This window comes from Mycoplasma testudinis ATCC 43263 (genome assembly GCF_000687795.1).
In the GTDB taxonomy this organism is placed as follows: domain Bacteria; phylum Bacillota_I; class Bacilli_A; order Mycoplasmatales; family Mycoplasmoidaceae; genus Mycoplasmoides; species Mycoplasmoides testudinis.
Window position 1 is genome coordinate 30,923 of record NZ_JHXT01000009.1, and the last position, 23,694, is coordinate 54,616.

A 23,694-nucleotide genomic window follows, 5' to 3' on the forward strand; every position below is an offset into this window, starting at 1 on the left:
ATGAACACTATAATAAAGTTAAATAATATTTTCAAACAATACAAAAACAAAGGAAGTATTAAAACTACTGCAAACAATCTAAACCTTGAAATTTTGGAAAATGACCGTTTAGGAATAATAGGAAAAAATGGTGTAGGGAAAACGACTCTAATTAATATGATCTTAGGGAAAACTAAACCAAACAAAGGAAAGGTTGAAATTTCAAACAAGTTGCAAAACAGATTTTATGATATAGCCTATTTGCCACAGGAATTTTTGTTTCCTAAATTTTTCAAAGTTAGAGAAATTTTTCATTTAATTATGAAAGATACTAAATTTCAAGGATTATTTGATAAAGAATGAATTTTAAAAATAATTCATTTAACCGATATAGATAATCTTTACCACAAAAAATATAAAAGTCTTTCAGGCGGAGAAAAACAAAAGATCAATTTATTTTCAATTCTTGCTTGTAAACCCAAGATCATTTTTTTAGATGAATTCTCCAATAGTATTGATTTGGAAACAAATCTTAAAATCCGAGAATTTTTAATTCAATCTGGGATTACTGTTGTTATTGTTTCGCACAACACATATGAAATATCTTCAGTATGTAACAAAATTATTTGTTTAAACGAAGGATTGATTTTTAAATCACTCCAAGCTGAAAAATTTAATGAAAGTGATATTGTTAAAATATTTGAAGAAGTAAAAATAGCAACCGATGATGAAAAAGAGAAGCATAAAAATACTATTCCAGGAAAATTCTGAAATATTAAAGATAAAGATCTCGCTCCATATTCGGTTTCAACTGCTGATAAAAAAATGCTTAAAAAAAATATAAAACTTACAAAAAAATCAAAAAAACATCAACCTGTTGCTTAGAGAGTTTATTTTCTATCATTTTTAAGGTATAATATAAAGTCATTTAATCGCCTCGGCCAATACAAAAAGTTAAGGATTTTTTATTGTTATGAAAAGAACATATCAACCAAATAAAAGTAAACGAGCTAAAACTCACGGTTTTCGAGAACGGATGGCTTCTGCTTCCGGACGAAAAATACTTAGTGCACGTCGTAAAAAAGGTCGGGAACGACTAACTGTTTCTGACGAAAACTAAATTTTTGTAGAGCAGTGAAAAAGGTTTATCGATTAGCAGAACGAAAAGTCTTTGAAACCATAACTAAAAACCGAAAAAAAATTGCTTCTAAAAAATATTTAATTCATTTTCAGAAAAACAATTCTAAACATTTTCGGATAGCTATCATTACTTCCAAAGCCAATTTCAAATCTGCAGTGGTTCGAAATAAGATTAAACGTCAAGTAAGAACCTTTTTTGATAAAATTCCGAACAAAAATATTCCTCTTGATTTGTTGTTAATTGTAAGCCCAGGTTATATCACTGATAGTTATGCTAAGAATCAAACAGATTTTTTAATACAGATAAAAAAAATCGTTACTTCATTTGAATCAAAAAAAGGATTGTAGATGCCTAAATCTAAAACGACAAAAATTTCGGCAAGAACATTTAACCCCTTTTGGTCGGCTAGTGTAGCAAATGAAAATAAATATAAAGAACCGCTAAAAAAAGCCGGAGCTTTGATTTTTAAATTTTTCAAAATTTGTATATATCTATTTTTAACTGTTGTTGGTTTGTGAGGGTGTACCCAAATTTTTGCAGAACCTTGAGTAGGAACTAACCCAACTCTTGGTACAGGTCTTGAAATTGGTTTTAATTATGGAACTACTGGAGATTTCCGATACGATTTACAATCCAGTGGAGGTGCGCCGTTCTTCGCATTCTCGAACTGATCGCTTAATTTTGGTCCTTTCTATGCGTTCTTTGTCTGACCAGCATCACAAATAGTTTTACAATTGATGTATGCTGCAAGAACACCTTTGACTTTCGGGACACCTGAACTCGGATTTAATACTATTCTTTCTATCTTCATATTGTTATTGATTATCCGGATCATTACAATGTCAATTACATTAAATTCAATTTTTGCGACAGAACGAATGACTGAAATCCAAGGTAAAGTTGCTGAAATAAATGCGAAATATAAAAACCGAAAAGACCCGGCTTCTAAACGTGCAAAACAATTAGAAACAATGCGTTTGTATAAAAAACACAAGATTAAGTCTTCTGCCATATTTGTTCAAATGTTTGTTACTTTACCGATTTTTTTAATTGTCTTCCGTGTGGTATCAACCCTTCGCCCAATAAAAGCTACTATTCTATTTACGATTTGGGATTTATCGAAAACACCAACGTCAGAATTGTTTAGTAATTTTACAAATGGTGGATGAATCTATATCTTCTTCTTAGTAATTGTTATTCCAGTTCAGTTTGTTGCTCAAAAACTTCCACAAGTATGAGCCCAAAAACGAAACCGAAACGCCCGGGCTCAGTCGTTAAAAGGTGCAGAACAATTAAAGAAGACCAGACGTATTCAATTAATTTTCTCAGTTGTTATTGCCTTTATTACAGCTTTCTCAGTTGCTGGGGTAGGTCTATACTGATTTATGAACTCGTTCTTCACAATTGCGCAATCTTATATCACTCACTTATTGATAATGAAGCGCCGTCAAAGAGTTCAAGGTTCTTCAAAACTAGATAAAATAGTCCATCGTGAAGTTTAGCGAAACAGTAATTAATTATTTAAAAAAACAAAAATTTGTTCCATCAAAAAAAATGGGGCAAAATTTTCTTGTTGATTTGAATGTTATCAACCGGATCGTTGAGCTAGTACAAAAAGAAATCAAGAGTCATAATATACTAGAAATAGGTCCTGGGTTAGGAGCTTTGAGTACAAATTTACAAAAACTGAAAAATCCTTATTTTGCGATCGAATTAGACAAAAGAATGAATGCCTATCTAATTGAACAAAAAATAATACCCAAAGACTTAATTAAAAACGATGACGCTTTAAAAGTGGATTGGAACGAGTTGTTTAATGATAATAAACCAATAGCTGTTGTTGGTAATTTACCATATTCGATTTCGACGCTTTTAATGGCTAAATTTATCGAAACTAGTGCAGCCAAGGTAGCCATTATTATGGTTCAGAAAGAGATGGCAGAACGCGTATGTGCAAAGGTTGGTTCTGCAGATTATAATGGTTTTAGTGTTTTTTTACAAGCTAATTTAACAGTCAAGAAACTTTTATCTATTGCTAATAATTCTTTTATACCAAAACCTAAAGTAGACTCTTCTTTAATTTTGTTATCAAAAAATGAAAATATGAAAGATCAAGCAAGCGAAGATTTTCAAAAATTTTTAAAAATCTCTTTTTTACAAAGACGCAAAACATTGTTGAATAATTTACGCCCGCAGTTTAAATCTGAACACATTTTGCAAGCATTAAAAAACATGAATAAAAAAGAAAATATTCGCCCACAAGAGTTGTCTCCGTCCGAATTTTACATATTATTTGAGGTGTTAAATGGTTAAACTATTATCTCCTTCTAAAGTAAATTTATTTTTAAAAATAGATTCTTATGATGAACAAATAAAAAAGCATCGGTTATCTAGTGTATTTGTGCTTTCAAAACAGTTTAAAGATACAATTAAAATTTACCCAAATAACGTTAATTCGGGCGTTTTTTATTTTTTCAATAAGAAATGCAAAATTATTGAAAATGATTTAGTTTCTAAAACCTTGAGTTTATTATCTAAAAAGTACAAAAAAGAAATTGATAGCTACCGGATAGAAATATATAAAAAAATTCCATTAGGGTCAGGCTTAGGCGGGGCATCTTCAAATGCCGCAACGATTATTTTTTGATTTTATCAAAAATTTAAAATTGCAAAAAAAAGACAGTTAAGTTATTTTTATATTGCAACTGAATTAGGATCAGATATTCCCTTTTTTTTGAGTGGTTACGATGTAGCTTTTGTTTCAAATTTTGGTGATGAGGTCACATTAATAAATTCTCGCAAAATTAATCATCGTATTATAATTAATAATATTAATTGTAATACTACAAAAGTTTTTGAAGAGTTTGAAAATTCTAAGGATAAAAAGAAATTCAAAAGAAATCAATTAATGGCTGCTGCCTTTGCGGTTTATCCTGAATTAAAAAAGATTTATTTGCAGTTAAAAAAACAATACCCTCACATTATTATGTCTGGATCTGGTAGTTCATTTGTCAATTTTAAAGGATTAAATTATGAATAAAGTTCGCACTCGATATGCACCTTCTCCAACTGGATATTTTCACATAGGTGGAGCAAGGACTGCTCTTTTTAATTATTTATATGCCAAACACTATAACGGTGAATTTATCGTTAGGATAGAAGATACAGATACTGAACGTAACGTTGAAAACGGTGCTGAATCACAATTGGATAATTTAAAGTGATTAAATATTTTTCCTGATGAATCTATTTTAAATCCAACAGAAAATGGACCATATCGACAAAGTGAAAAACTGCACGTTTATGAAAAACTTGCAAACCAGTTACTTGCCGAAAATAAAGCTTACCGTTGTTTTTGTACATCAGAAGAGCTGGAAAAATCTCGTTCGCTTGCCTTGGAGCGAGGTGTTACTCCCAAATATGCACGGACTTGTTTATACTTGTCTGAACACGATATTCAAAAAAAACTGGATGCTAAAATTCCTTTTGCTATTCGCTTGAAATTGCCTGATGATCGAATTTATGAATGGCACGATTTAATTCGGAAAGATATGAGTGTGCCATCTTCTGCTATGACAGACCCTGTTATTTTAAAGTCTAGTAAAATTGCAATGTATAACTTTGCTGTGGTAGTAGACGATCATGATATGAAAATTACGCACATTTTCCGTGGAGAAGAGCATATTTCTAACACTCCTTATCAAATTGCTATCAAAGAAGCTTTAGGATACAAAGATAATTTTATATATGGCCATTTATCAATTATTGTCGATGAAACAGGAAAGAAATTGTCTAAGAGAAATTTAGCCTTAGAACAATTTATTGAAGGATTTAGAAACAAAGGTTATTTACCTGAAGTAATGGTAAATTTTATGGCTTTGCTAGGTTGAACTGATGAAGGTAATCAAGAAATTTTAAGCATGAATGATTTGATAAAAAAATTCACCATTGAACGAGTTAACTCATCCCCAGCTTTTTTTGACATTAAAAAATTAAATTGATTATCTAATGAATATTTTAAAAAGATGGACGAAAAGGCTTATTTATCTTTTGTAGAGCCTTTTTTTGAAGTTAGCAATCCGGTTTTAGTTTCTAAGAAAAAAGAATTAGCACTATTATTTAAACAACAATTGTCATATGGTCAAGAATTGACTTCATTAATTAATGAAAATTTTCACACTAAATTATCATGAATGCAATTAGCAGAAAACGACAAAAAGTACATTAAAGAAAGTTCTCATGTACAAATGTTGCTATCTACTTTATTAAAGAAGTTAAAATCGTTGTCATCATGAGATGAAACAGAAATCAAAACAGCTATTAAAGAAACAGGGAATGAATTAGCCATCAAAGGTAAAGATTTGTTTATGCCGATTCGCTTAGCTGTGTCTAACCAAGCGCATGGCCCTGAACTTGCAAAAATTATGAACGTTTACCCTCAAGAAAAACTTTGTTCAATCATCGAACAATTTATTCACGGTGCAGGAATTTAGTAAAGTGAAAAAATCAAACCTTTCGAAAAAAATTAGAATTTTGTCTTCTAATTCAAATGCTAAAAGTCAGTTTTTAAAAGACCCTATTCATAATGAAATTCTTTTTGAAAACAATAACAAGTGGATGTTTAAACTTTTGGAAACCAACGAGTTTAAACGACTTGAAAAAATTAAACAATTAGGCTTGTCACCCCGGTTTTTTCCCGGAGCAACTCATACGCGTGCGTCACATTGTTTAGGTGTTTATGAAGTGATGCGTCGGATACTTAACAACACTAGCTTTTCGCAGGTTTCCCAAAAATGTCGCAAGACGTTATTGACCGGTGCATTACTTCACGACATAGGTCACGCGCCGCACTCGCATGCATTTGAAGAATATTTTTATACTGACTTTACTTTAGATAGTAAAAAAATTTTTGTTCACGAAGATATGTCATCTGAGTTAATTACCAATCCTCTTGGCGAAATTTATCCAATTTTAATTAAAAGCGGTGTTAACCCACAAGATGTTGCTGATTTAATTACAGCTAATGAATCCAATAAGAACTTAAATCCTTGAATGATTCAATTATTATCTTCTCAATTAGATGTTGATCGGATTGATTATTTATTAAGAGATACTTATTATTCGGGAACCAGTTATGGTCAAATCGATGCTAATGTACTTTTACACTGAGCTTATTTTATTCCTAAACAAAACTGTGTAGCATTTTCTAGAAAAGCTATCCCAACTATTGAAAATTTTTTAGTTGGTCGTTTTCATATGTACCAAACAGTCTATTTTAATGACAAGACTGTTTTAGCTAGTGCTGTTCTATGATTTGCTTTTAGACGAATCAAAGAATTGGTAAAAGAAAATAATTTTCAATGAGGCCCTTTCGATTATATAGGTAGAGTTTTGAAGGTTCTGTTTAACAATAAGCAAATAGGTGGAGCAAATATCGATGATTATTTAAGAATGGATGATCATTCATTTGAAACCTTTTTAGCTCATTTGTATGAACATTCCAACGATAAAATTTTGTCTAAAATATTTGAGTCGTTCTTTGTAGAAAATAAATACAAAATCATCTTTTTTAATAACAAAGAGCAACGCGATTTAGTTTGAGACGAAATGAATTTGCAATCAAAGGAATTGCAATATCAAGCCGTTTTATATGATTGACAGCATACTAGTTTTTATCGCGGATCTAAAAATAAATCGATTATGGTCTGTGATGAACTTGGCGAAAAAGCCGTTCCAATTGAGCACGAAAGTGCTTTGATTGCCAACGGCAATAAAATTTTTGAAACACAGGCTTTGTTTCAATTTGGTATTTTAATTCACAGCGACTTAGAAAAACAATTGCCTGTTTTAAAACAATTATTGGCTCGAGCAAAAAGATAATTTTTGCACGTTTGTTTACGCTTGTTAAACAAAATTTACCTTTTTTCTAAAATATTGTTTTTTATTCTTTAGGTTGCTTTTTGTCTTTTTATTTTCCTTTTTAACATCTGTTGTGTAACCAAATTTTCTAAATCGATTAGTTAATTAAATTTTTATGATTTTTCATTTAAAAATATTTTTTGTTATATCTTCACTTGAAAAAAATTATATTTTATATAATTGATAGGTATTCAAACAACTCAGATAATCAGGAAACGAAAATGTCAGATTTAATTAATAAAGCATACGATATCGCCCTTAAGGAATTTAAGGACAAACCTTTTGCTTTTACAAGACTATGAAGTGAAGTTAGTAAAGCATCTAAAATATCAAAACAAGAAGAACCAAATCTAATTGGTGGATTTTATGTAGATTTGTTGCAAGATCCCAGATTTGTTCATGTTGGAGATCGCAAATGACGGTTGCGAACAACTATGAAATATGAAGAATGGGACAAAATTTCTCAATCAATGTATGGTGTTAAAGAATATTATGAAGAAGGCTATGAAGATTTAGTTAACAAAGAAGAAGATTCAATGACTGAAGAAATTGGCCCAGATATGAGTAATGAAGATAATGTTTCAGATACAAGTTATGTGGAATCATTATTAAGTACTAACGTCCCTGATGACGATGAAAATAATTAAGGAGATTTATATGAATCACACAACACGTTTACAAAATACTAAAGCCATGATTGAAAAGGCTTTTAAGAATAATTATGCTGTTCCGCACATTAACATCAACAATTTAGAATGAATTAAAGCTGCGTTAACTGCTGCTCAAGAAACTAAAACTCCATTAATTTTAGGTGTTTCTGAAGGTGCTGCAAAATATATGGGAGGTTATAAAATTGCTTTCCATATGGTGGATGATCTTATGGAAACATTAGATATTACTGTTCCTGTAGCATTACATTTAGATCACGGTTCTTTTGACGCAACATTTAAGGCTATGGATGCAGGATTTACTTCTGTTATGTTTGATGGTTCACACTTACCATTCGAAGAAAATTTTGCTAAATCTAAAGAAGTTATAGCAAATGCTTTAAAACACAATGTTTCCGTTGAAGTTGAAGTTGGAACTATTGGCGGTGAAGAAGATGGCGTGATTGGTTCTGGAGAATTAGCTGATCCAAAAGACTGTATCAAATTGCTTTCATTAGGAAACATAACCATGCTAGCGGCTGGTTTTGGAAACATTCACGGAATTTATCCAGCCAACTGAAAAGGATTAAACTTTGAACGTTTACAAGAAATTCGTAAAGTTACAAATATGCCTCTAGTTTTGCACGGAGGTTCTGGAATTCCTAACGAACAAATTCAAAAGGCAGTAAACCTCGGAATTAATAAAGTTAATGTAAACACTGAGTGTCAATTAGCATTTGCTGAAGCGACCCGAAAATATATCGAAGAAAAAAAGGATTTGGACCTACACAAAAAAGGCTATGATCCTAGAAAATTGTTGAAACCAGGAACAGATGCAATCAAAGCAATGTGTATTGAAAAGTTCACTTTGTTTGGTGCTGTTGGTAAGGCATAATAACTTCACTAGGTTTTTAAAAATAGGTTGTACCTATTTTTATTTTTTGTTTATTTTTAATTTAGGAGACTTGAAATGTTATCAGCCGGAATTGTTGGCTTACCTAATGTAGGCAAATCAACTTTATTTAATGCTATTACAAATTCGCAGGTAGAAGCAGCAAATTACCCTTTTGCAACCATCGATCCTAATGTTGGAATTGTGAATGTTCGTGATCCTAGACTATTAGCTTTAGCGGAGTTAATTCAACCTGATAAACTTGTTTTTAGCACCTTTCAATTTGTAGATATTGCAGGGCTTGTCAAAGGCGCTTCACAAGGTGAAGGTTTGGGTAATAAATTTCTAGCAAATATCAGAGAAGTTGACTGTATTTGTCATGTTATTCGTTGTTTTAATGACTCTAGTATCACTCACGTGAATAATGTTGTAGACCCGATAGCGGATTTAGAAATTGTAAATACTGAATTAATAATTGCTGATTTAGATGTTATAACAAACCGAATTGCCCGCATTTCTAAGAAGGCCCAATCTGGTGATAAACTTTCTCAAAAAGAACTAGAACTTTGTATTCGCATAAAAGAAGCTTTGAATGAAGGTGAATTTGCTTCTTCTGTAACTGAATCTACAGAAGATCAAATACTAGTAAAATCTTATAATTTATTAACTTCTAAGCCTTTTATTTACGTTGCAAATATCGCTGAATCAGAAATATCAGAACCAGAAAAATCAGAACTCTTCATTAAACTTAAATCTCACTTAAACCAGAAAAAAGCAACCATAATTGCAATTAGTGCAAAAATTGAAAGTGAACTTGCAAAAGCCAACTCTGCTGAAGAACGGAAAGAAATGATGGATTTGCTAGGAATGGGAAGTATTTCAGGATTAGATAAAATAATCAAAAGTGCATATGATATTTTAGGTCTTTGAACATATTTTACGTTTGGAAAAAAAGAAACTAGAGCCTGAGCTTTTTTAAAAGGTAAGAAAGCTCCTGAATGTGCTGGCATTATTCATACGGACTTTGAACGAGGTTTTATTAAAGCCGAAGTTATGCGGGTTGAAGATTTACTTCATTATAAAACTGAATTGAAGGTGAAAGAAGCTGGTAAGCTACGTTTAGAAGGAAAAGATTACGAAATGCAAGACGGAGATGTTTGCAATTTCAGGTTTAACGTTTAAGTCAAGTAAAGCATTTTGTCTTATATACAATACAAAAGGAATTATCATGTAAGTAAATATTTACTTAATAACGATTTTTGTTTTTAAATATTTTGCCCATTAGTTTTATTTTTAACATTTTGAAATCATAAATAAATTAAACTAAAAATGTAAAAAATTTAGTTTCTAGGCATCCTATGAAAAAGAAAAATGGAATTAGGAGTAATATCTATTACATCACCCGCCGTTTCGATGAAATAACTAAAAAAGGAATTGGCTGAGTAGTAAAATCAGAAAAAGCCAAAAAAATTGCTGGGTTTTTCAAAACTAAAGAAGAAGCCATTGAAAAAGCCCAACGAATGGCTAAAAACAAGTCAGCCACCGTAATCATCGAAAGTCTCAAAAAAACTAATTGGAATTTGGAATAAATTTAAGTGATTTAGTTGTCGAAAAAAGTTCCATATTTTTAATATTTTTGTAATATTTATAAACGTATTAAAATACCTTTTAATATTTTATTTATTCCTTAATTTAAAAATTTACAAACGGAGACATTTATGGCTAAAAAAAACGCTTTATCTTATCAATCAGGCTGAGTGGAAGTTATTTGTGGGCCGATGTTTGCCGGAAAATCAGAAGAATTAATTAGAAAAATAAATCGAGTGCGTTATGCTGAAGTTAATTTCCTAGTTTTTAAGCCTTTAGTTGATTCTCGTTCTAAAGGTGTGGAATCCCGGGATGGCAGATATGTAGATGCAATTGTTGTTTCAGATGCTTACAAGATATATGATCATGTTGATGAGAAGCACCCAGATTTAGTGGCTATTGATGAAGCACAATTTTTTGGAAACGAAATAATTGAAGTAGTTCAAACACTTGCAGATAATGGAATTAATGTTCTTATTGCTGGTTTAGAAAGAGATTTTAAAGGAGAACCTTTTGGTCCGATTCCAGCTTTATTAACTATTGCAGAACGAATTACGAAATTGACTGCCATCTGTACTGAATGTGGTGCTGAAGCAACTCGCTCGCAACGTTTAATTGATGGCAAAGAAGCCCCATATAACTCACCTCAAATTTTAATTGGTAACCAAGAAAGTTATACTGCAAGATGTCGTCATCACCATCGCGTTCCTGGTAGACCAATTCATGATCGTACAACTAATTTTAAAAAGAAATTAAAAACTAGAGAATTGTACGAATTAGGTAAACAAAATTAAACATGTGTAATATAACTTTTGTTTGTTTGGGTAATATTTGCCGTTCTCCATTAGCAGAACATATTTTTCGCGATTTAGTGTTTAAAGATCATAGCGAACACTTAATTGAAATAAAAAGCGCAGGAACAGCTGATTTCGTTCGCGGAGATCCTATGCATTATGGATCTACAAAACAACTAGAAATGAATAACATTACTTATTTACCCAGAAAAAGCCAACAACTTTCAAACCAGATATTTGACTGAAGTACTTTTGTAATCGTTATGGACAACCAAAATTACCAGGACGTCTTAGATAAGTTTTCGTCTCGTAAAGATTTAGCAAAAGTTTTAAAATTTTCTCAATTTATTAGTGAATTAGGTTTGACAGAAGTAGCCGATCCGTGGTACACTCGAGATTTTAAAAAGACCTATGATACATTATTGCATGGGTGCAAAAATCTTCTTCAATTTATTAAAAAAAGTTTCATTTAACTAATATTTTATACTGGTCAAAATTTCGTTTTGAAAGTTATCGGCCTTTTTTAATCTGTGAATAATATTTTTAACTAAGATTTTTGGAATATCTATTTTGAGTCCAAGTCTTTGTATCATCCTTGAACCTGTGACATCTTCGATTTCGTTTAGTATAAGTTTATTCGCTTTTCAAAAAAAGTCCAAGCTATAATATCCTAGCGGAAGCATTTTAATAATTTTTTTTATGTAAATTTTTTCTCAAAAAGTTAATTTGTAAACATTTCCCCCGCCACCAACGCTTACGTTACTACGGAAATCATCTTGCGGTGATTGTCTTTTTATCGAACTAAGAATCTTGCCAAACATTACATAGACCCGAACATCAACATCTCCATTTTTAAAAAATTCTTGCACGATATGGCTTTGAGGGTCTAGATTTTTTAGCTCTAAATCTTTATATGAATTAAATTTATAAACTTCAGATCCACCATGACCGTCGCGTTTTTTGACAACTATAGGGTATTTATAATCCTTAGCTTTTCTAAAGTTTAGAAGTTCAGTTGTTAGACATCTTATAGAATTAAATTTCATTCATTGAAATGTTAAGAATTTGTCGTTAGCCATTTTTGTAAAATCAGGCTGATTGAAAATGTGGCGTTTATTTTGAAATCCTTCCAAAAATTCTATTTTTCTAGAGCGATTAATGATTACGTCAAATCCCGTTAGGTCAATTTTTTCATCTTTATTAGGATCAATTAATATTAATTTAGCTAAATGATTATGTGTTTCAAATTCTTTTAATATTGCATCCGCAAAGTGATGATTAATTTGATAATCATTTTTTGCATAGATTAAAGCAATACTTGTTTTGTTTTCTTTTTTTTGCTTATTCATCTTAGTTTTTGTAATACTCCTTGTCGCTCATTATGGCTTGTAATAATTCATCTCCAATATTTTTATTTAATGCTTTGGAAGCGTTTGATAATTGGACATTAGAATTAGCCTCGCAAAATAGTAATTGTAGATTATTATCAAACAAGAAATCAATTCCACTGTAAAAAAGACCAAGAGTCTTGCTGATTCTGGTCGCACAATCTTTGATAGACTTATTTAAAGATACGTATTTACTAGTGGCCCCAAGAGTTAAATTAGAACGAAAATCTTTATTGTTTTTTTGATGTAAACTTCCAATTACTTTGTTTCCGGCGACAATTACGCGTATACTTTCACCTATTTTTTTGTTTAAAAAAGGTTGAACTATAACTTGCCCACCACTTGTTGAATTGATAATTTTTATTGCCTCTTTTTGATCGTTTACTAAGTGAACATTTGTACCAAACGATCCATAAACATCTTTAATTACTAGTGGATAAGAGAATTTTTTGTTTATGTTTTTTATGAAAGTACTTGTTTCATCAATTTTTCCGTTTATGAAAAGCATGGGTCCAATTAAGGTTTTTACCTGTTTTATTTTTATGTGCGAAATAGACGCATGAGTTAAGGCCTTATTATCGCATGAATTTATTGCGCAAGTTTTGTTATAAACCCAATATCCAGAATTTTCAAGAAGTTGTGAAACAGCAATGTTTTTATCTAAAAATAAAATTTTTTTTCCAAACGCATTTGATTCAAATTTTTTGTCAGCAAACCAATTTACTGTTTCTACACTTATGAAATTAGTTTTTATTTTTAAATTTTTGGTAGATTGTTTTAAAAGTTTAATTTGCTCAAAACTTTTATTCTTGCTAATAAAAGGATTATAAATAATGGTTAAATTATTTTTTTTCATCTTGAATCCTTTTTAGAATAATCAAATTTTTAAGTAACATCACAATTGTTAGCGGACCGATACCACCAGGCACAGGGGTTCCAAATGATGCTATTTTTTCAGCAATTTGATAATTGATATCGCCTGTTACTTTATTATTTTGGTTTCTCGATATACCTATGTCAAAGAAAATAACGCCAGGTTTTAATTTGGTAGTATCAATGACTGAAGAATTGCCTATTGCCGTAATTAAAATATCAGAATCTTTTATTTTTTCGTTAATATCAGGATCGTTTTTTTCATAATTATAAGTTTGGTAATTGTTTTTTTTAAATCAATTAATTATGGGCTGTCCACCCGTTCGACCTTTCCCGATAATTACAATTTTTTTACCATCTCACGAAAGTTTGTAAGTTTGTTTCAGATGAAGTATTCCATTCATTACGCAAGGTAATGGAGATTTTCCGTCTTTTGTTTTTAATTCTAAAGTTTGGTTTAAAAAAACATCAACATCCTTCACAGGAGCAATTGCTTGTAAAAAAACGTCAGGGTTCATTTCTTTTGGCAATGGCAATTGTAATAAAATTCCATGAACTCTTTGATTCTTATTTAGTTTATCAATCGTTAGTAATAATTCTTCTTGAGTGGGTTTTTCAAGTTTATAAAAAGATGTCTTTATTCCTATGCGCGAGCACACTTCCATTTTTTTCTTAATATATATGGAACTTGAAAAATCATTACCGACTTGAATGATGGCCAAATGATGCAAGCTTTTGCTTGTTTCTTTTTTTAATTCTAGTTCAATTTCTGAAGCTAATTTTTTTCCATCTAATCTTGTCATAAGTTATCTCGATAATATAAATCTAAGCAGTAAGATATTTTAAATATTTTCTGGAATTATAAGACAACAATGTAGTTTTTCAAAGTTTTATTTTTTTGGACTAACAGATTACTCGAAAGATTAATGTTTACCATTTAAACCGTTATCTATTTTTCGCTTTTTTATTTTACTTTCAATAATTTTAGTTAATTTTTTAATCTGGGAATTATCGTCTGATTTTTTTGCTTTTAATTCTCAAATTGATTTATTGAAGTAGTAAGAAAATAAATCTTTGTGAGTAATATAAACTCAAACGAAACCGTTGTGTTTGATTAAGTTTTTAATATTAACTATTCGTAACTCGCTTCTTACCTCTTTTAAAGCACTGCCAACAATGTCCCCGACCGGACAGGTTCTTTCGATAACACAGATAGTTACATACTTTATATGAAACTCCATTTTTATTATTTTGTCCTATTACAAAAAGAAATCTCTTTAATCTCAATAAGAGGTAATTTTTTAATTCTTGTTTTTCATATTGCATATGCACTTAAATCTTTTTATTAGGATGTAAAATATAGGTATGCAAAACAAAAATATTGTTGGCTATCAAATTTATTTACGATCTTTTTTTGATGGTGGAACTACAGGCAACGGGAATATAAAAGGTTTAATTGAGAAGCTTGATTACCTTCACAATTTAGGTGTTAACTTAATTTGACTATGCCCCATTTATAAGTCCGATATGATTGATGCAGGATATGATATTACTGATTTTTTTAAGATATACCATAAATATGGAACTCTAAACGATTTTAAAAGACTTGTTACTAAAGCAAAAAAATTAGGAATTGAAATTATGATGGATTTGGTAATTAATCATATTTCAACAAATTCAAAATTATTTCAAAAAGCCAAATTATCAAAGGCAGCCCAAGAATATGATTTTTTTATTTGAAAAGACAACCCTGATATTACTCAACAGTCATATTTTGGTGAAACTGCCTGACAGTATAACGAAAAGACCAAAAGTTATTATCTGCATCTTTTTGCGAGCAATCAGGCAGATCTCAATTGAGATAATCCAAAGGTTCGCATTTGAATGCAAGAAATTATTGTTTTTTGGGCAAAGCAAGGTGTTAAATATTTTAGACTTGATGCTTTTGAACATATTGGGAAAACAATAAAACCTTTTGTTATCAAATATGGTAAGCATCATTACGAATATATGCATGAACTTGCCGAAAAAGTTTTTTGGCCTTACAAATTAAAGGTTTTTGCGGAAGCTTGGTCATTAACTAAATCAATTGCAAAAAAATTTACAAACTCTAAAAACAAAATTGTTGAAGGATTTTTTTATAGCGGGTTACATGATTTGGATTGAAGAAATAAGTATGCCGCTTTTGCGCCAGTAAAAAATAAACCTGTTTTTAAAGATTTGCAAAATTTGTATAAATACATTGAATATGGCGGGGTATTCATTAATTCATGAAGTAACCACGATACTCCAAGAGCCATTTCTCGTTATTTCCCTGATGTTTCGGATAGCTTACATTTTTATGCACAATCGTTAATGTTCATGTTTTTATTTACTAATAAAGGATTACCTTTTATTTTTCAAGGTGAAGAATTTGGCATGCTTAAGCCCGAATACAATAGTTTAGACGAATATCCCGACTACACAATTAAAGATCAATTTTCCGGACGGGTTTTAAAACGAAAAGAATTAACAACTGAAGAGTTTATTAAAGCAGCAAAATCAGGTGCCAGAGCACTTTCAAGATCCCCTTTATACTGAGATAATAACAAAAAATATGGTGGGTTCTCGAAAGGCGTTCCTTGAGTAAAATTAGGGCAAAAAATTGTAAATCCAAACCAAGTATCTGATTTTAAAAAAGAATTTAGCATATCTCGTTTTTTGACTGAGTTAATTCTATTTAGAAAGAGTTTTAAAGGTTCAATGTTAACAAGTTATAAAAGTTTTAATATTGTGGAATTTAACAACAAAAAAGGGATAGTAGAAATTATCAAGAATAAAAAGATTTGAAGGTTAGAATTTAATTTTTCCAAAAGAAAAATAAAGAGGGTAGAATCTCCAAAAGAGAAATTAATTAAATCGAATTACCAGAAATCCATATCTAATTATTTATTTCCATACGAGGCACGAATTTATGAAAAAAAATAGCATCAAAAAGACACAGCAAAAAAGCAGAACCGGACTAATTTATGACAACTGAAAAGTTATTCAAAATGAATTGCCTTTAAAAGAAGAAAATATTTATTTTAGTGAATCCATTTTTTCATCTACTAACGGGTTGATCGGATCACGCGCTACATTTGAAGAAACCTTTAGTTCATTTAAGCATTTAGGAAATTATTTGGGAGGCGTTTGGCTGCCAGTTCCAACTCGGGTAGGGTGATGAAAAAACGGATATCCTTTATATTTTGGGAAAATGATTAATGCTGTTGATTTTTTAGATACTCAAATTTTTATTGATGAAATTGAATTAGATTTATCAAAACTTAAAATTGCTTCTTTTTCTCGTGAATTAGACATGCAAAAAGGAACATACACCCGAAAAGTAACATTCAAAATTAATAATAAATTAGTTTCTTACGAAGTATTACGATTTTATAGTATTGTAGATACTGAAAGAGTCTTAACCCGTTTTTCTTTTAAAGTTCCAAAAGATACAAAAATAGAGTTTTGCACTCGTGTTCGCAATGATATTACTAATTATGATGCTGCTGAACAAGTTTCATTTTGAGATTTGATAGATATTGAAACAATTTCCAAAGATTTGTTCGTCATGCACACAAAAACTAAAGAAAACGATTTTAACGTTAAACAATTTAATGTTTATAGTGGTTTTAAAATTTTTTCAAATCAAATAAATTCAAAAAAAATAATCTATAAAAAATTTATATCCGGATATCAAGCATCTTTATCTTGAACTTCAAAAGAAGATGGTGATTTATTAAATATTGATAAGCATGTATTTATCAAATCAGATTTTAATATGGATTTTAAAAAAGCTAAAACTTATGTAGTTAGCCCTTTAAAAAAACTCAACGAATCAGATTTTGATGAACAATTATTGAAACAAGCAAAAGCCTGATTGATTCGTTGGGAAAAAAGTGATATTTTAATAGAAAAAAACATTCCTTTACAACAAGGTGTTCGATTTTGTATTTATCAACTTTTATCGACATATTCTGGCGCAGATCCTTTATTAAATATTGGTCCTAAAGGTTTTTCGGGAGAAAAATATGGTGGGGCTACTTATTGGGATACAGAGGCCTTTTGCTTATCATTTTATTTAGCAACCGCAGACCAAGAAATAACTAAAAATTTGGTTAAATACCGTTATTTGCAATTACCGCAAGCAATTGAAAACGCCAAAAAACTTGGATTGAACGGGGCTTTATACCCGATGGTTACTTTCAACGGGGTTGAGTGCCATAATGAATGAGAAATCACTTTCGAAGAAATTCACCGTAATGCTTCGATGGTTTTTGGTATTTACAATTATGTTAGATGAACCAAAGACGAAAAGTACTTGCAAGAATTTGGTTTCCCAGTAATTTTTGAAGTTGCCAAGTTTTGGGCTAGCCGTGTCCATTTTGCTCAATCCAAAAAACTATATATGATTCATGGCGTGACAGGGCCAAATGAATACGACAATAATGTTAATAATGACTGATACACTAATTATATGGCCAAATGATGTTTGGAATACGCATTAGAATGTATTGCTAAATATCAAGTTTCCAATCTTAAGAAATATAATCTCACTGCCAACGATTTAAAGCAATGAGAAGCGATTGCTAAAAAAATGTATTTACCTTATGATGAAAAGAAAAAAATATTTGTTCAATCAGATACTTTTTTAGATAAAGATTTAAAACCCAAAAGCGAAATTCCTGAGAACGAAAGACCAATTAATAAGCACTGGTCCTGAGATAAAATTTTGCGTTCTTGTTATATCAAACAAGCTGACGTTTTACAAGCAATGTTTTTCTTTCCAGAAAAATTTACAAATGAAGAAGTTGAACGAAATTATTCTTTCTATGAACCGTATACAGTCCACGAATCTTCATTATCTCCATGTGTTCATATGATTTTGGCAGCGCGTTTAAATAAACCAACAGGAACTTTATTAGAAACGATGGCTCGCACTTGCCGCTTAGATTTAGATAATTACAACGATGACACTGACGATGGTTTGCATATTACTTCTATGTCGGGAGCTTGGCTTGCGATGGTAGAAGGGTTTTTAGGATTAAGATTTTCCCAAAATAAAAAACTTGAAGTAAACCCGTATATTCCAAAAGAATTAGGACAGATTAAAACAAAAGTTAAATTTTTAAATGAATGAAAAGAAATTATTGCAACAGGAGATAAATTAATTTCATTCAATTCAGTTACACTACAACCAACAACTAAAAAAACTAAATAAGGAAATTTCTATGTTTATTAAAAATGATTTTGTTTTTCACAATCCGTACTGGAAAACAGCTTATCAAATTAACGAAGATACGCTAGGCTTAATTGTCCAAATTCGTAAGGACATTAAACTAAAAAAAGTTTTATTACATTATGGCGATCCTTATACGGTTTTAAGAAGTGATTCTCCCTGAGTTAAGAAAAATGAAAAAATAGGGAATATGCAGGTATGAGAACACTCATTTAATCAGCAAATGGAGTTCTTTGTGTCAGATGGAGTCTTTGACTATTATCGTGCAAATACAACAATAAAAACCAAACGTCTGCATTATTTTTTTGAATTACAAGTTGGTAAAAAATCACTTTATCTTACGCGATTCAATTTATATGATGAATGACCGAAAAATATTCACGACGAGTGCTACACATGAGCTTATTTAACAAAAGGAAATTTGAAAACCATTCCAGATTGGTTGCCAAACACCGTTTGATATCAAATTTTTGTTGATCGTTTTTTTAAAACTGGAAAGAAAAAACGCAAACCTTTAGATCTATGAGGCAAAGAACCAGGACGGTTAAATTATTTTGGTGGTGACCTTAAAGGAATAATAAAAAAATTAGATTATCTTAAAAATTTAGGAATTACAGGATTATATTTAACTCCAATTTTTAAAGCCGAATCTAATCACAAATATGATACGACAGACTATTTAAGTATAGAACCAGATTTTGGGGATGAAAAAGTTTTAAAGCAATTAATTGATAGTGCTCACCAAAAGGGTATTCGCGTTATGTTGGATGCTGTATTTAATCATAGCGGATGATTTTTTCAGCCGTGGCAAGATGTTATTAAAAATTTAGATAAATCAAAATATAAAAACTGGTTTTATATTAATAATTTTAATCAGTTAAAAAAGCTTCGATCTTCTATTGATTTAACAGATGAAAAGAATTTCAATTTTAATTATTATCCGTACGAAACTTTTGCTTTTGCAGCTTATATGCCTAGATTAAATTGAATGAATCCAGGGGTTCAAGAATATTTAAAGAAAGTTGTTACTAAATGAACAAAATTAGGGATTGATGGATGAAGATTAGATGTTGCCAACGAACCCGCTTTTGAGTTTTGGAGAAATTTCAGAAGATGAGCTAAAGAAATTAATCCTAATATCTATATTTTAGGCGAGATTTGATACGATTCTACACCCTGGATATCAGGGGATATGTTTGATGGAGTTATGAATTATCCGCTACGAGGGCTAATTATAGATGCAGCACTGCACCCTAACAAGAAATTTTTTGAAACCAACTTTTCTAAATTTTTACTTTCTTATAACGCGTACGATGCGACAGGGATGTTCAATATATTAAGCAGTCACGATGTACCGAGATTATTAACAATTTTAAAAGGTAATGAGCATAAATTCTTGTTTGCTTATCAACTATTATTTTTGTTTAGTGGTTCGCCATGTATTTTTTATGGAGATGAAATTGGTCTGGATGGAGATCAAGATCCAGGGTGTCGCAAGTGTATGATTTGGGATTCAAAAGAACAAAATCAGAACCTTTTGTCAGAAATTAAAAACTTAATAGCACAAAGAAAGAAAAACGATATATTTGCGAAAGGGGAATGAACTCTTGAAAAAACAAGTGATTTTCATTCAACGTCGCTAGTTAAAAAATATAAAAACAAAAAAATTAACGTTAAGATAGATTGAACTAATTTAAAGATTAAATTGACTTAAATATTAAATTTTTCGATTTTTGAAGATATATAAACAAAACATTTATAACATTTTTATGTGGGGTAAAAGTGTTATGGATTACATTTTTATGTGGGGAATAAATGTAATTAATTAACTAATAAAATATAAAATTATATTTATAAACAATAAACAAGGTCCTCTTTCGGCCTGGAAAGTGTAATTTAGTGAAAAGATTTGCTTTAGAAAAACTTATCAAATGAAAAAATAGCTTTGACCGAAAACCTTTGATTGTTCAAGGTGCAAGGCAAGTTGGAAAGACGTGGCTTATTTCAGAGTTTGGAAATAGTGAATTTGAAGATCTTGTGTATATAAATTTTGAAAAAAATAAAATTCTTTCAAATTTGTTTTTAAATGATCTAGATCCAAAAAGAATAATTAATGATTTAGAGATTTATTTGAGCAAGAAAATTGTTCCTAAAAAGTCGTTAATTTTTTTCGATGAAATTCAAATGGTAGAAGGAGGCCTTCAGAGTTTGAAATATTTTTGTGAAGATGCGCCTGAATATTTTGTTGTCGCTGCAGGATCGTTATTAGGTGTAGCTCTTCACAAAAACAATTCATTCCCTGTAGGTAAAGTACAGTTTTTAAATTTATTTCCCTTTAAATTTACAGAATTTTTATTAGCCTTTAATGAAACACGTCTTGTTGAAATTCTGGAACAATGTGATTACGAAACAATGAATCGTTTTTCTAATACATATGAACGTTATTTAAAACTTTATTACCTTATTGGGGGAATGCCAGCAGCAATTAATTCTTATTTACAAACTCAAAATTATTTGCATGTGCGTCAAGCACAAAATGATATTTTAAAAACTTATGAAAACGATTTTTCTAAACATCCACCGCTAGCCCAAGTACCTAAAATCAAACAGGTTTGGCGCAGTTTACCAAGCCAATTAGCAAAGGAAAATAAGAAATTTATTTATAAATTGCTGCGCACGGGAGCAAGGGCTTCTGAGTTTGAACAAGCTATGCTTTGGTTGTCCGAATATGGTCTGACTACTAAGGTCAATTGTGTTAACCAAATTGGATTACCACTAAAAATTTATGAAAACATTAATATATTTAAACTTTATTCGTTAGATGTAGGGCTTTTAGGATGTTTAGCAGGTGTTGAACCTGATTTAATCCTAAAGGAAAATAGTTTGTTATCAACTTTTAAAGGAGCGTTAACAGAACAATTTATTTGCCAAGAATTAAAAGCAAAGGAAGATTTGATGTTTTTTTATTACGCAAATGACAAAAATACTAGTGAAGTCGATTTTGTAGTTCAATATAAAAATGGTATTGTTCCTTTGGAAGTTAAGGCTGCGTTTAACACAAAGTCAAAATCATTTAGTGCCTTTTTGTCTAAATTCTACCCTAAATTAGCGTATAAAATTTCACTAAAACAGTACTTAAAACATAAAGACTATGTCGATTTGCCTCTTTATGCTGTTGACACAATTTTCAAATAATGGTTTAATTTTTGGCCGTTTGATTACCAGAAAAGGCTTGATAGATTTTTTCAAGATCTAGTAATTCTGTTTTTGTTAAATAATATCTAGAAAATTTTTTTACATATTCATCATGAGCATTAATGCCAACAGAAAAAATGTTGCCCGCATTTAAGCCTTCAATCCCAACAGAAGCATCTTCGAGCCCAATACATTCTTCGGCCAGTAAATTCAAACCTTTAACACCCGCTAAATAAATATCTGGGTGTGGCTTTCCATTGATAATTGTTGCGGGATTTACAAAAAAATCAAATTTATCCTTGAGTTTTAGTAACTCCATAATGTTCGCTGCATTTTTAGAACTTGATGAAATTGCCATTTTTAGATTTGCTTCTTTAATTTGTTTGATAAAGTCTTCAATTCCAGGCAAGATATCTTGCGGAGATAAATTTGTTATTAATTTTTTATAAAGTTCATTTTTTTCAAAACACAATTCATCTATTTTTTGTGTATCTAATTTACTGTAATTAAAAATTTCTAATATTTTTAACAGCGTATCTTTTCTGGAAAGACCCTTAATTTCTTCGTTGATATCTATAGTTAAGTTCATTCCAAAAGGTTTGATAATTGCTTTTCAAGCCAGATAGTGATATTTTGCTGTATCTGTGATAATTCCATCCAAATCAAAAATTACACCTTTGAGTTTTTTTGCCATATTTTTCCTGCTTTTTTAAGATTTGTTCACTTGCTATTTAATCACATTTATATTTTTTGGGTTGAATATGCAAAATCTTTTAACAATGTTTCACAGGCTTAGAATTAATAAATTGCTTGTTTGTCTAAGCTAAAGTTTATCATTTGAGGATATCATTTATAAGTGGATGCCGCGGTAGAAGTTAACCGAACTAGAGTTCGGTTTACTGCGTAATTTATCGTAAAAATATCACTAAACAATATGATTAATTATGCTGTAATTTTATTCTCTGTTTTGATTCATAGCCATCTTTTTAACAGATTTTTAGCTTGTAATTAATGTAACTTTAATTTTTATTTAAAAGTTAAAACGTCATTTATCAAATAATGAATGAGCCCTTTTTTATTAAGAAGTTAGATGAATAAAATAAATTGCACTTGTTAAAAAAGTGTTGAAGAAACATTGAATTTTATTTAGGTAGATTCTAATAATAAATACAACACTAAAAATTAGAAAACCCATAAGAGTTTCTGTAAAATGTTATTGAAAAACGTAAACAATAACAGAGGTACTCTTATGGGTTTTAATAATCTTAACATGTCCACACGAAGTCAGATTTCAATTCTTCTTAAGGCCAAAATATCTGCACGACAAATTGCGAAAAAAAATCAACGTTGCTGCTTCTACAATAACACGAGAAATAAACCGTTGTGGTGGTAAAGAAAATTACGACCATGATTTAGCCCAGCAAACATCCGAAGAACTTTTGAAAAAACGTGGCAGGAAAACCAAATTGACGGAAGACATAAAAGCTGAAATTGAAAAGCACATCAAGTTAAAATGGTCTCCAGAAATTATTATTGGCAGAAATTATCAAGGAAAATTATCATTTAAGACTATTTACAACTGAATCTACAACGGATTGATCGATGTAACGACTAAAGATTTGATTTGTAAGAGGAAACGTAAAAAAGGCGAAGAAAGGCGCGGAAAAACAAACATAGGGATAAGTATTCATCTAAGGCCTAAAATCATCGATAATCGCGGTAGAAATGGCGATTTAGAAGGGGATACGGTCGTTGCGCCCCGCAAGGCTTACCAAAAATTGTGTTGCAACCTTCATCTGTCGCCGGTCACGTAAATATTTTTTAATCCCGATTATAGACCGAACAGCTGCATCAATGAATGGCACAATCAAGGAATTAATTAGTGACCATCCACTTGGAACGTTTAAATCATTGACAGTAGACAATGGGAAAGAATTTACAAACCTTGAAATTATTCGTGAAGAACACAAACTACCAATTTATTCTGCTGATGCATACGCTTCTTACCAGCGTGGATCA

The 23,694-nt window shown here is 30.5% G+C and carries 24 protein-coding genes; 19 read left to right on the forward strand and 5 right to left on the reverse strand.

Translation table 4 applies throughout. From position 1 onward, the window contains the following. The 14 genes from T384_RS0102895 (at position 1) to T384_RS0102960 (ending at position 11,432) form a co-directional block, all read left to right on the forward strand. A complete protein-coding gene (locus tag T384_RS0102895) occupies positions 1 to 864 on the forward strand; it encodes an ATP-binding cassette domain-containing protein (RefSeq protein WP_027119771.1) in 864 nt (287 codons plus the stop codon). Positions 865 to 952: 88 nt separating this feature from the next. Beyond that, on the forward strand, positions 953 to 1,099 hold the full coding sequence (rpmH, locus tag T384_RS0102900; RefSeq protein WP_027119772.1) for a 50S ribosomal protein L34: 147 nt from the start codon (positions 953 to 955) through the stop codon (positions 1,097 to 1,099). A gap of 14 nt (positions 1,100 to 1,113) precedes the next feature. Continuing rightward, positions 1,114 to 1,467: a ribonuclease P protein component gene (gene rnpA, locus T384_RS0102905; protein ID WP_027119773.1), complete on the forward strand. Its 354-nt coding sequence runs from the start codon at positions 1,114 to 1,116 to the stop codon at positions 1,465 to 1,467. Beyond that, positions 1,468 to 2,622, forward strand: coding sequence for a membrane protein insertase YidC (gene yidC / locus T384_RS0102910; RefSeq protein ID WP_036498941.1), 1,155 nt, complete (start codon positions 1,468 to 1,470; stop codon positions 2,620 to 2,622). Next, positions 2,612 to 3,433 (forward strand): 16S rRNA (adenine(1518)-N(6)/adenine(1519)-N(6))-dimethyltransferase RsmA, encoded by an 822-nt coding sequence (rsmA, locus tag T384_RS0102915; protein ID WP_036498943.1) that lies wholly within the window; start codon positions 2,612 to 2,614, stop codon positions 3,431 to 3,433. The genes yidC and rsmA overlap by 11 nt, the downstream gene beginning before the upstream one ends. Then, positions 3,426 to 4,160 carry a GHMP family kinase ATP-binding protein gene (locus tag T384_RS0102920; protein WP_027119776.1) on the forward strand — a complete coding sequence of 245 codons (735 nt, stop codon included), beginning with the start codon at positions 3,426 to 3,428 and terminating at the stop codon, positions 4,158 to 4,160. Before rsmA ends, T384_RS0102920 begins: the two co-directional genes overlap by 8 nt. Further along, positions 4,153 to 5,613 carry a glutamate--tRNA ligase gene (gltX, locus tag T384_RS0102925; protein ID WP_027119777.1) on the forward strand — a complete coding sequence of 487 codons (1,461 nt, stop codon included), beginning with the start codon at positions 4,153 to 4,155 and terminating at the stop codon, positions 5,611 to 5,613. Before T384_RS0102920 ends, gltX begins: the two co-directional genes overlap by 8 nt. Before the next feature lie 4 nt (positions 5,614 to 5,617). Next, positions 5,618 to 7,000, forward strand: coding sequence for an HD domain-containing protein (locus tag T384_RS06295; protein ID WP_052663464.1), 1,383 nt, complete (start codon positions 5,618 to 5,620; stop codon positions 6,998 to 7,000). 260 nt (positions 7,001 to 7,260) lie between these two features. Further along, positions 7,261 to 7,686, forward strand: a complete 426-nt coding sequence (gene rpoE / locus T384_RS0102935; protein WP_027119778.1) for a DNA-directed RNA polymerase subunit delta — start codon at positions 7,261 to 7,263, stop codon at positions 7,684 to 7,686. A gap of 10 nt (positions 7,687 to 7,696) precedes the next feature. Further along, entirely contained in the window at positions 7,697 to 8,581 is an 885-nt protein-coding gene (gene fba, locus T384_RS0102940; protein ID WP_027119779.1) for a class II fructose-1,6-bisphosphate aldolase, read from the forward strand. 75 nt (positions 8,582 to 8,656) lie between these two features. Further along, a complete protein-coding gene (ychF, locus tag T384_RS0102945) occupies positions 8,657 to 9,760 on the forward strand; it encodes a redox-regulated ATPase YchF (protein WP_027119780.1) in 1,104 nt (367 codons plus the stop codon). Between the two features lie 176 nt (positions 9,761 to 9,936). Continuing rightward, positions 9,937 to 10,167 (forward strand): DUF2188 domain-containing protein, encoded by a 231-nt coding sequence (locus T384_RS0102950; protein ID WP_027119781.1) that lies wholly within the window; start codon positions 9,937 to 9,939, stop codon positions 10,165 to 10,167. A 129-nt stretch (positions 10,168 to 10,296) separates the two neighbouring features. Further along, positions 10,297 to 10,959: a thymidine kinase gene (locus tag T384_RS0102955; protein WP_027119782.1), complete on the forward strand. Its 663-nt coding sequence runs from the start codon at positions 10,297 to 10,299 to the stop codon at positions 10,957 to 10,959. A gap of 2 nt (positions 10,960 to 10,961) precedes the next feature. Continuing rightward, positions 10,962 to 11,432 (forward strand): low molecular weight protein-tyrosine-phosphatase, encoded by a 471-nt coding sequence (locus T384_RS0102960; protein WP_027119783.1) that lies wholly within the window; start codon positions 10,962 to 10,964, stop codon positions 11,430 to 11,432. Here the strand turns inward: T384_RS0102960 and T384_RS0102965 are convergent, their stop codons facing one another. The 4 genes from T384_RS0102965 to T384_RS0102980 form a co-directional block, all read right to left on the reverse strand. Further along, positions 11,433 to 12,308, reverse strand: coding sequence for an ATP-grasp domain-containing protein (locus T384_RS0102965; protein WP_027119784.1), 876 nt, complete (start codon positions 12,306 to 12,308; stop codon positions 11,433 to 11,435). Between the two features lies 1 nt (position 12,309). Continuing rightward, positions 12,310 to 13,203, reverse strand: coding sequence for a RimK family alpha-L-glutamate ligase (locus tag T384_RS0102970; RefSeq protein WP_027119785.1), 894 nt, complete (start codon positions 13,201 to 13,203; stop codon positions 12,310 to 12,312). Beyond that, positions 13,190 to 14,023 (reverse strand): bifunctional 5,10-methylenetetrahydrofolate dehydrogenase/5,10-methenyltetrahydrofolate cyclohydrolase, encoded by an 834-nt coding sequence (locus tag T384_RS0102975; RefSeq protein WP_027119786.1) that lies wholly within the window; start codon positions 14,021 to 14,023, stop codon positions 13,190 to 13,192. Before T384_RS0102975 ends, T384_RS0102970 begins: the two co-directional genes overlap by 14 nt. A 120-nt stretch (positions 14,024 to 14,143) precedes the next feature. Beyond that, positions 14,144 to 14,461, reverse strand: a complete 318-nt coding sequence (locus T384_RS0102980) for a hypothetical protein (protein ID WP_027119787.1) — start codon at positions 14,459 to 14,461, stop codon at positions 14,144 to 14,146. 124 nt (positions 14,462 to 14,585) lie between these two features. Here T384_RS0102980 and T384_RS0102985 point away from each other — a divergent pair, with 124 nt between their 5' ends. From T384_RS0102985 to T384_RS0103000, 4 genes are all read left to right on the forward strand, one after another. Beyond that, positions 14,586 to 16,187, forward strand: a complete 1,602-nt coding sequence (locus T384_RS0102985) for an alpha-amylase family glycosyl hydrolase (RefSeq protein ID WP_027119788.1) — start codon at positions 14,586 to 14,588, stop codon at positions 16,185 to 16,187. Next, positions 16,174 to 18,462: a family 65 glycosyl hydrolase domain-containing protein gene (locus T384_RS06300; RefSeq protein WP_052663465.1), complete on the forward strand. Its 2,289-nt coding sequence runs from the start codon at positions 16,174 to 16,176 to the stop codon at positions 18,460 to 18,462. The genes T384_RS0102985 and T384_RS06300 overlap by 14 nt, the downstream gene beginning before the upstream one ends. A 10-nt stretch (positions 18,463 to 18,472) precedes the next feature. Continuing rightward, positions 18,473 to 20,194, forward strand: a complete 1,722-nt coding sequence (locus T384_RS06305; protein ID WP_036498972.1) for a glycoside hydrolase family 13 protein — start codon at positions 18,473 to 18,475, stop codon at positions 20,192 to 20,194. A 185-nt stretch (positions 20,195 to 20,379) separates the two neighbouring features. Further along, on the forward strand, positions 20,380 to 21,675 hold the full coding sequence (locus T384_RS0103000; RefSeq protein WP_027119789.1) for an ATP-binding protein: 1,296 nt from the start codon (positions 20,380 to 20,382) through the stop codon (positions 21,673 to 21,675). A 4-nt stretch (positions 21,676 to 21,679) separates the two neighbouring features. Here the strand turns inward: T384_RS0103000 and pgmB are convergent, their stop codons facing one another. Further along, the gene (gene pgmB, locus T384_RS0103005; protein WP_027119790.1) at positions 21,680 to 22,369 is read right to left on the reverse strand and encodes a beta-phosphoglucomutase; all 690 of its coding nucleotides are present in this window, start codon (positions 22,367 to 22,369) and stop codon (positions 21,680 to 21,682) included. Between the two features lie 634 nt (positions 22,370 to 23,003). On the opposite strand from pgmB, the gene T384_RS06985 reads away from it, so the two are divergent. After that, on the forward strand, positions 23,004 to 23,489 hold the full coding sequence (locus T384_RS06985) for an IS30 family transposase (protein WP_052663467.1): 486 nt from the start codon (positions 23,004 to 23,006) through the stop codon (positions 23,487 to 23,489). Positions 23,490 to 23,694 lie beyond the last annotated feature (205 nt).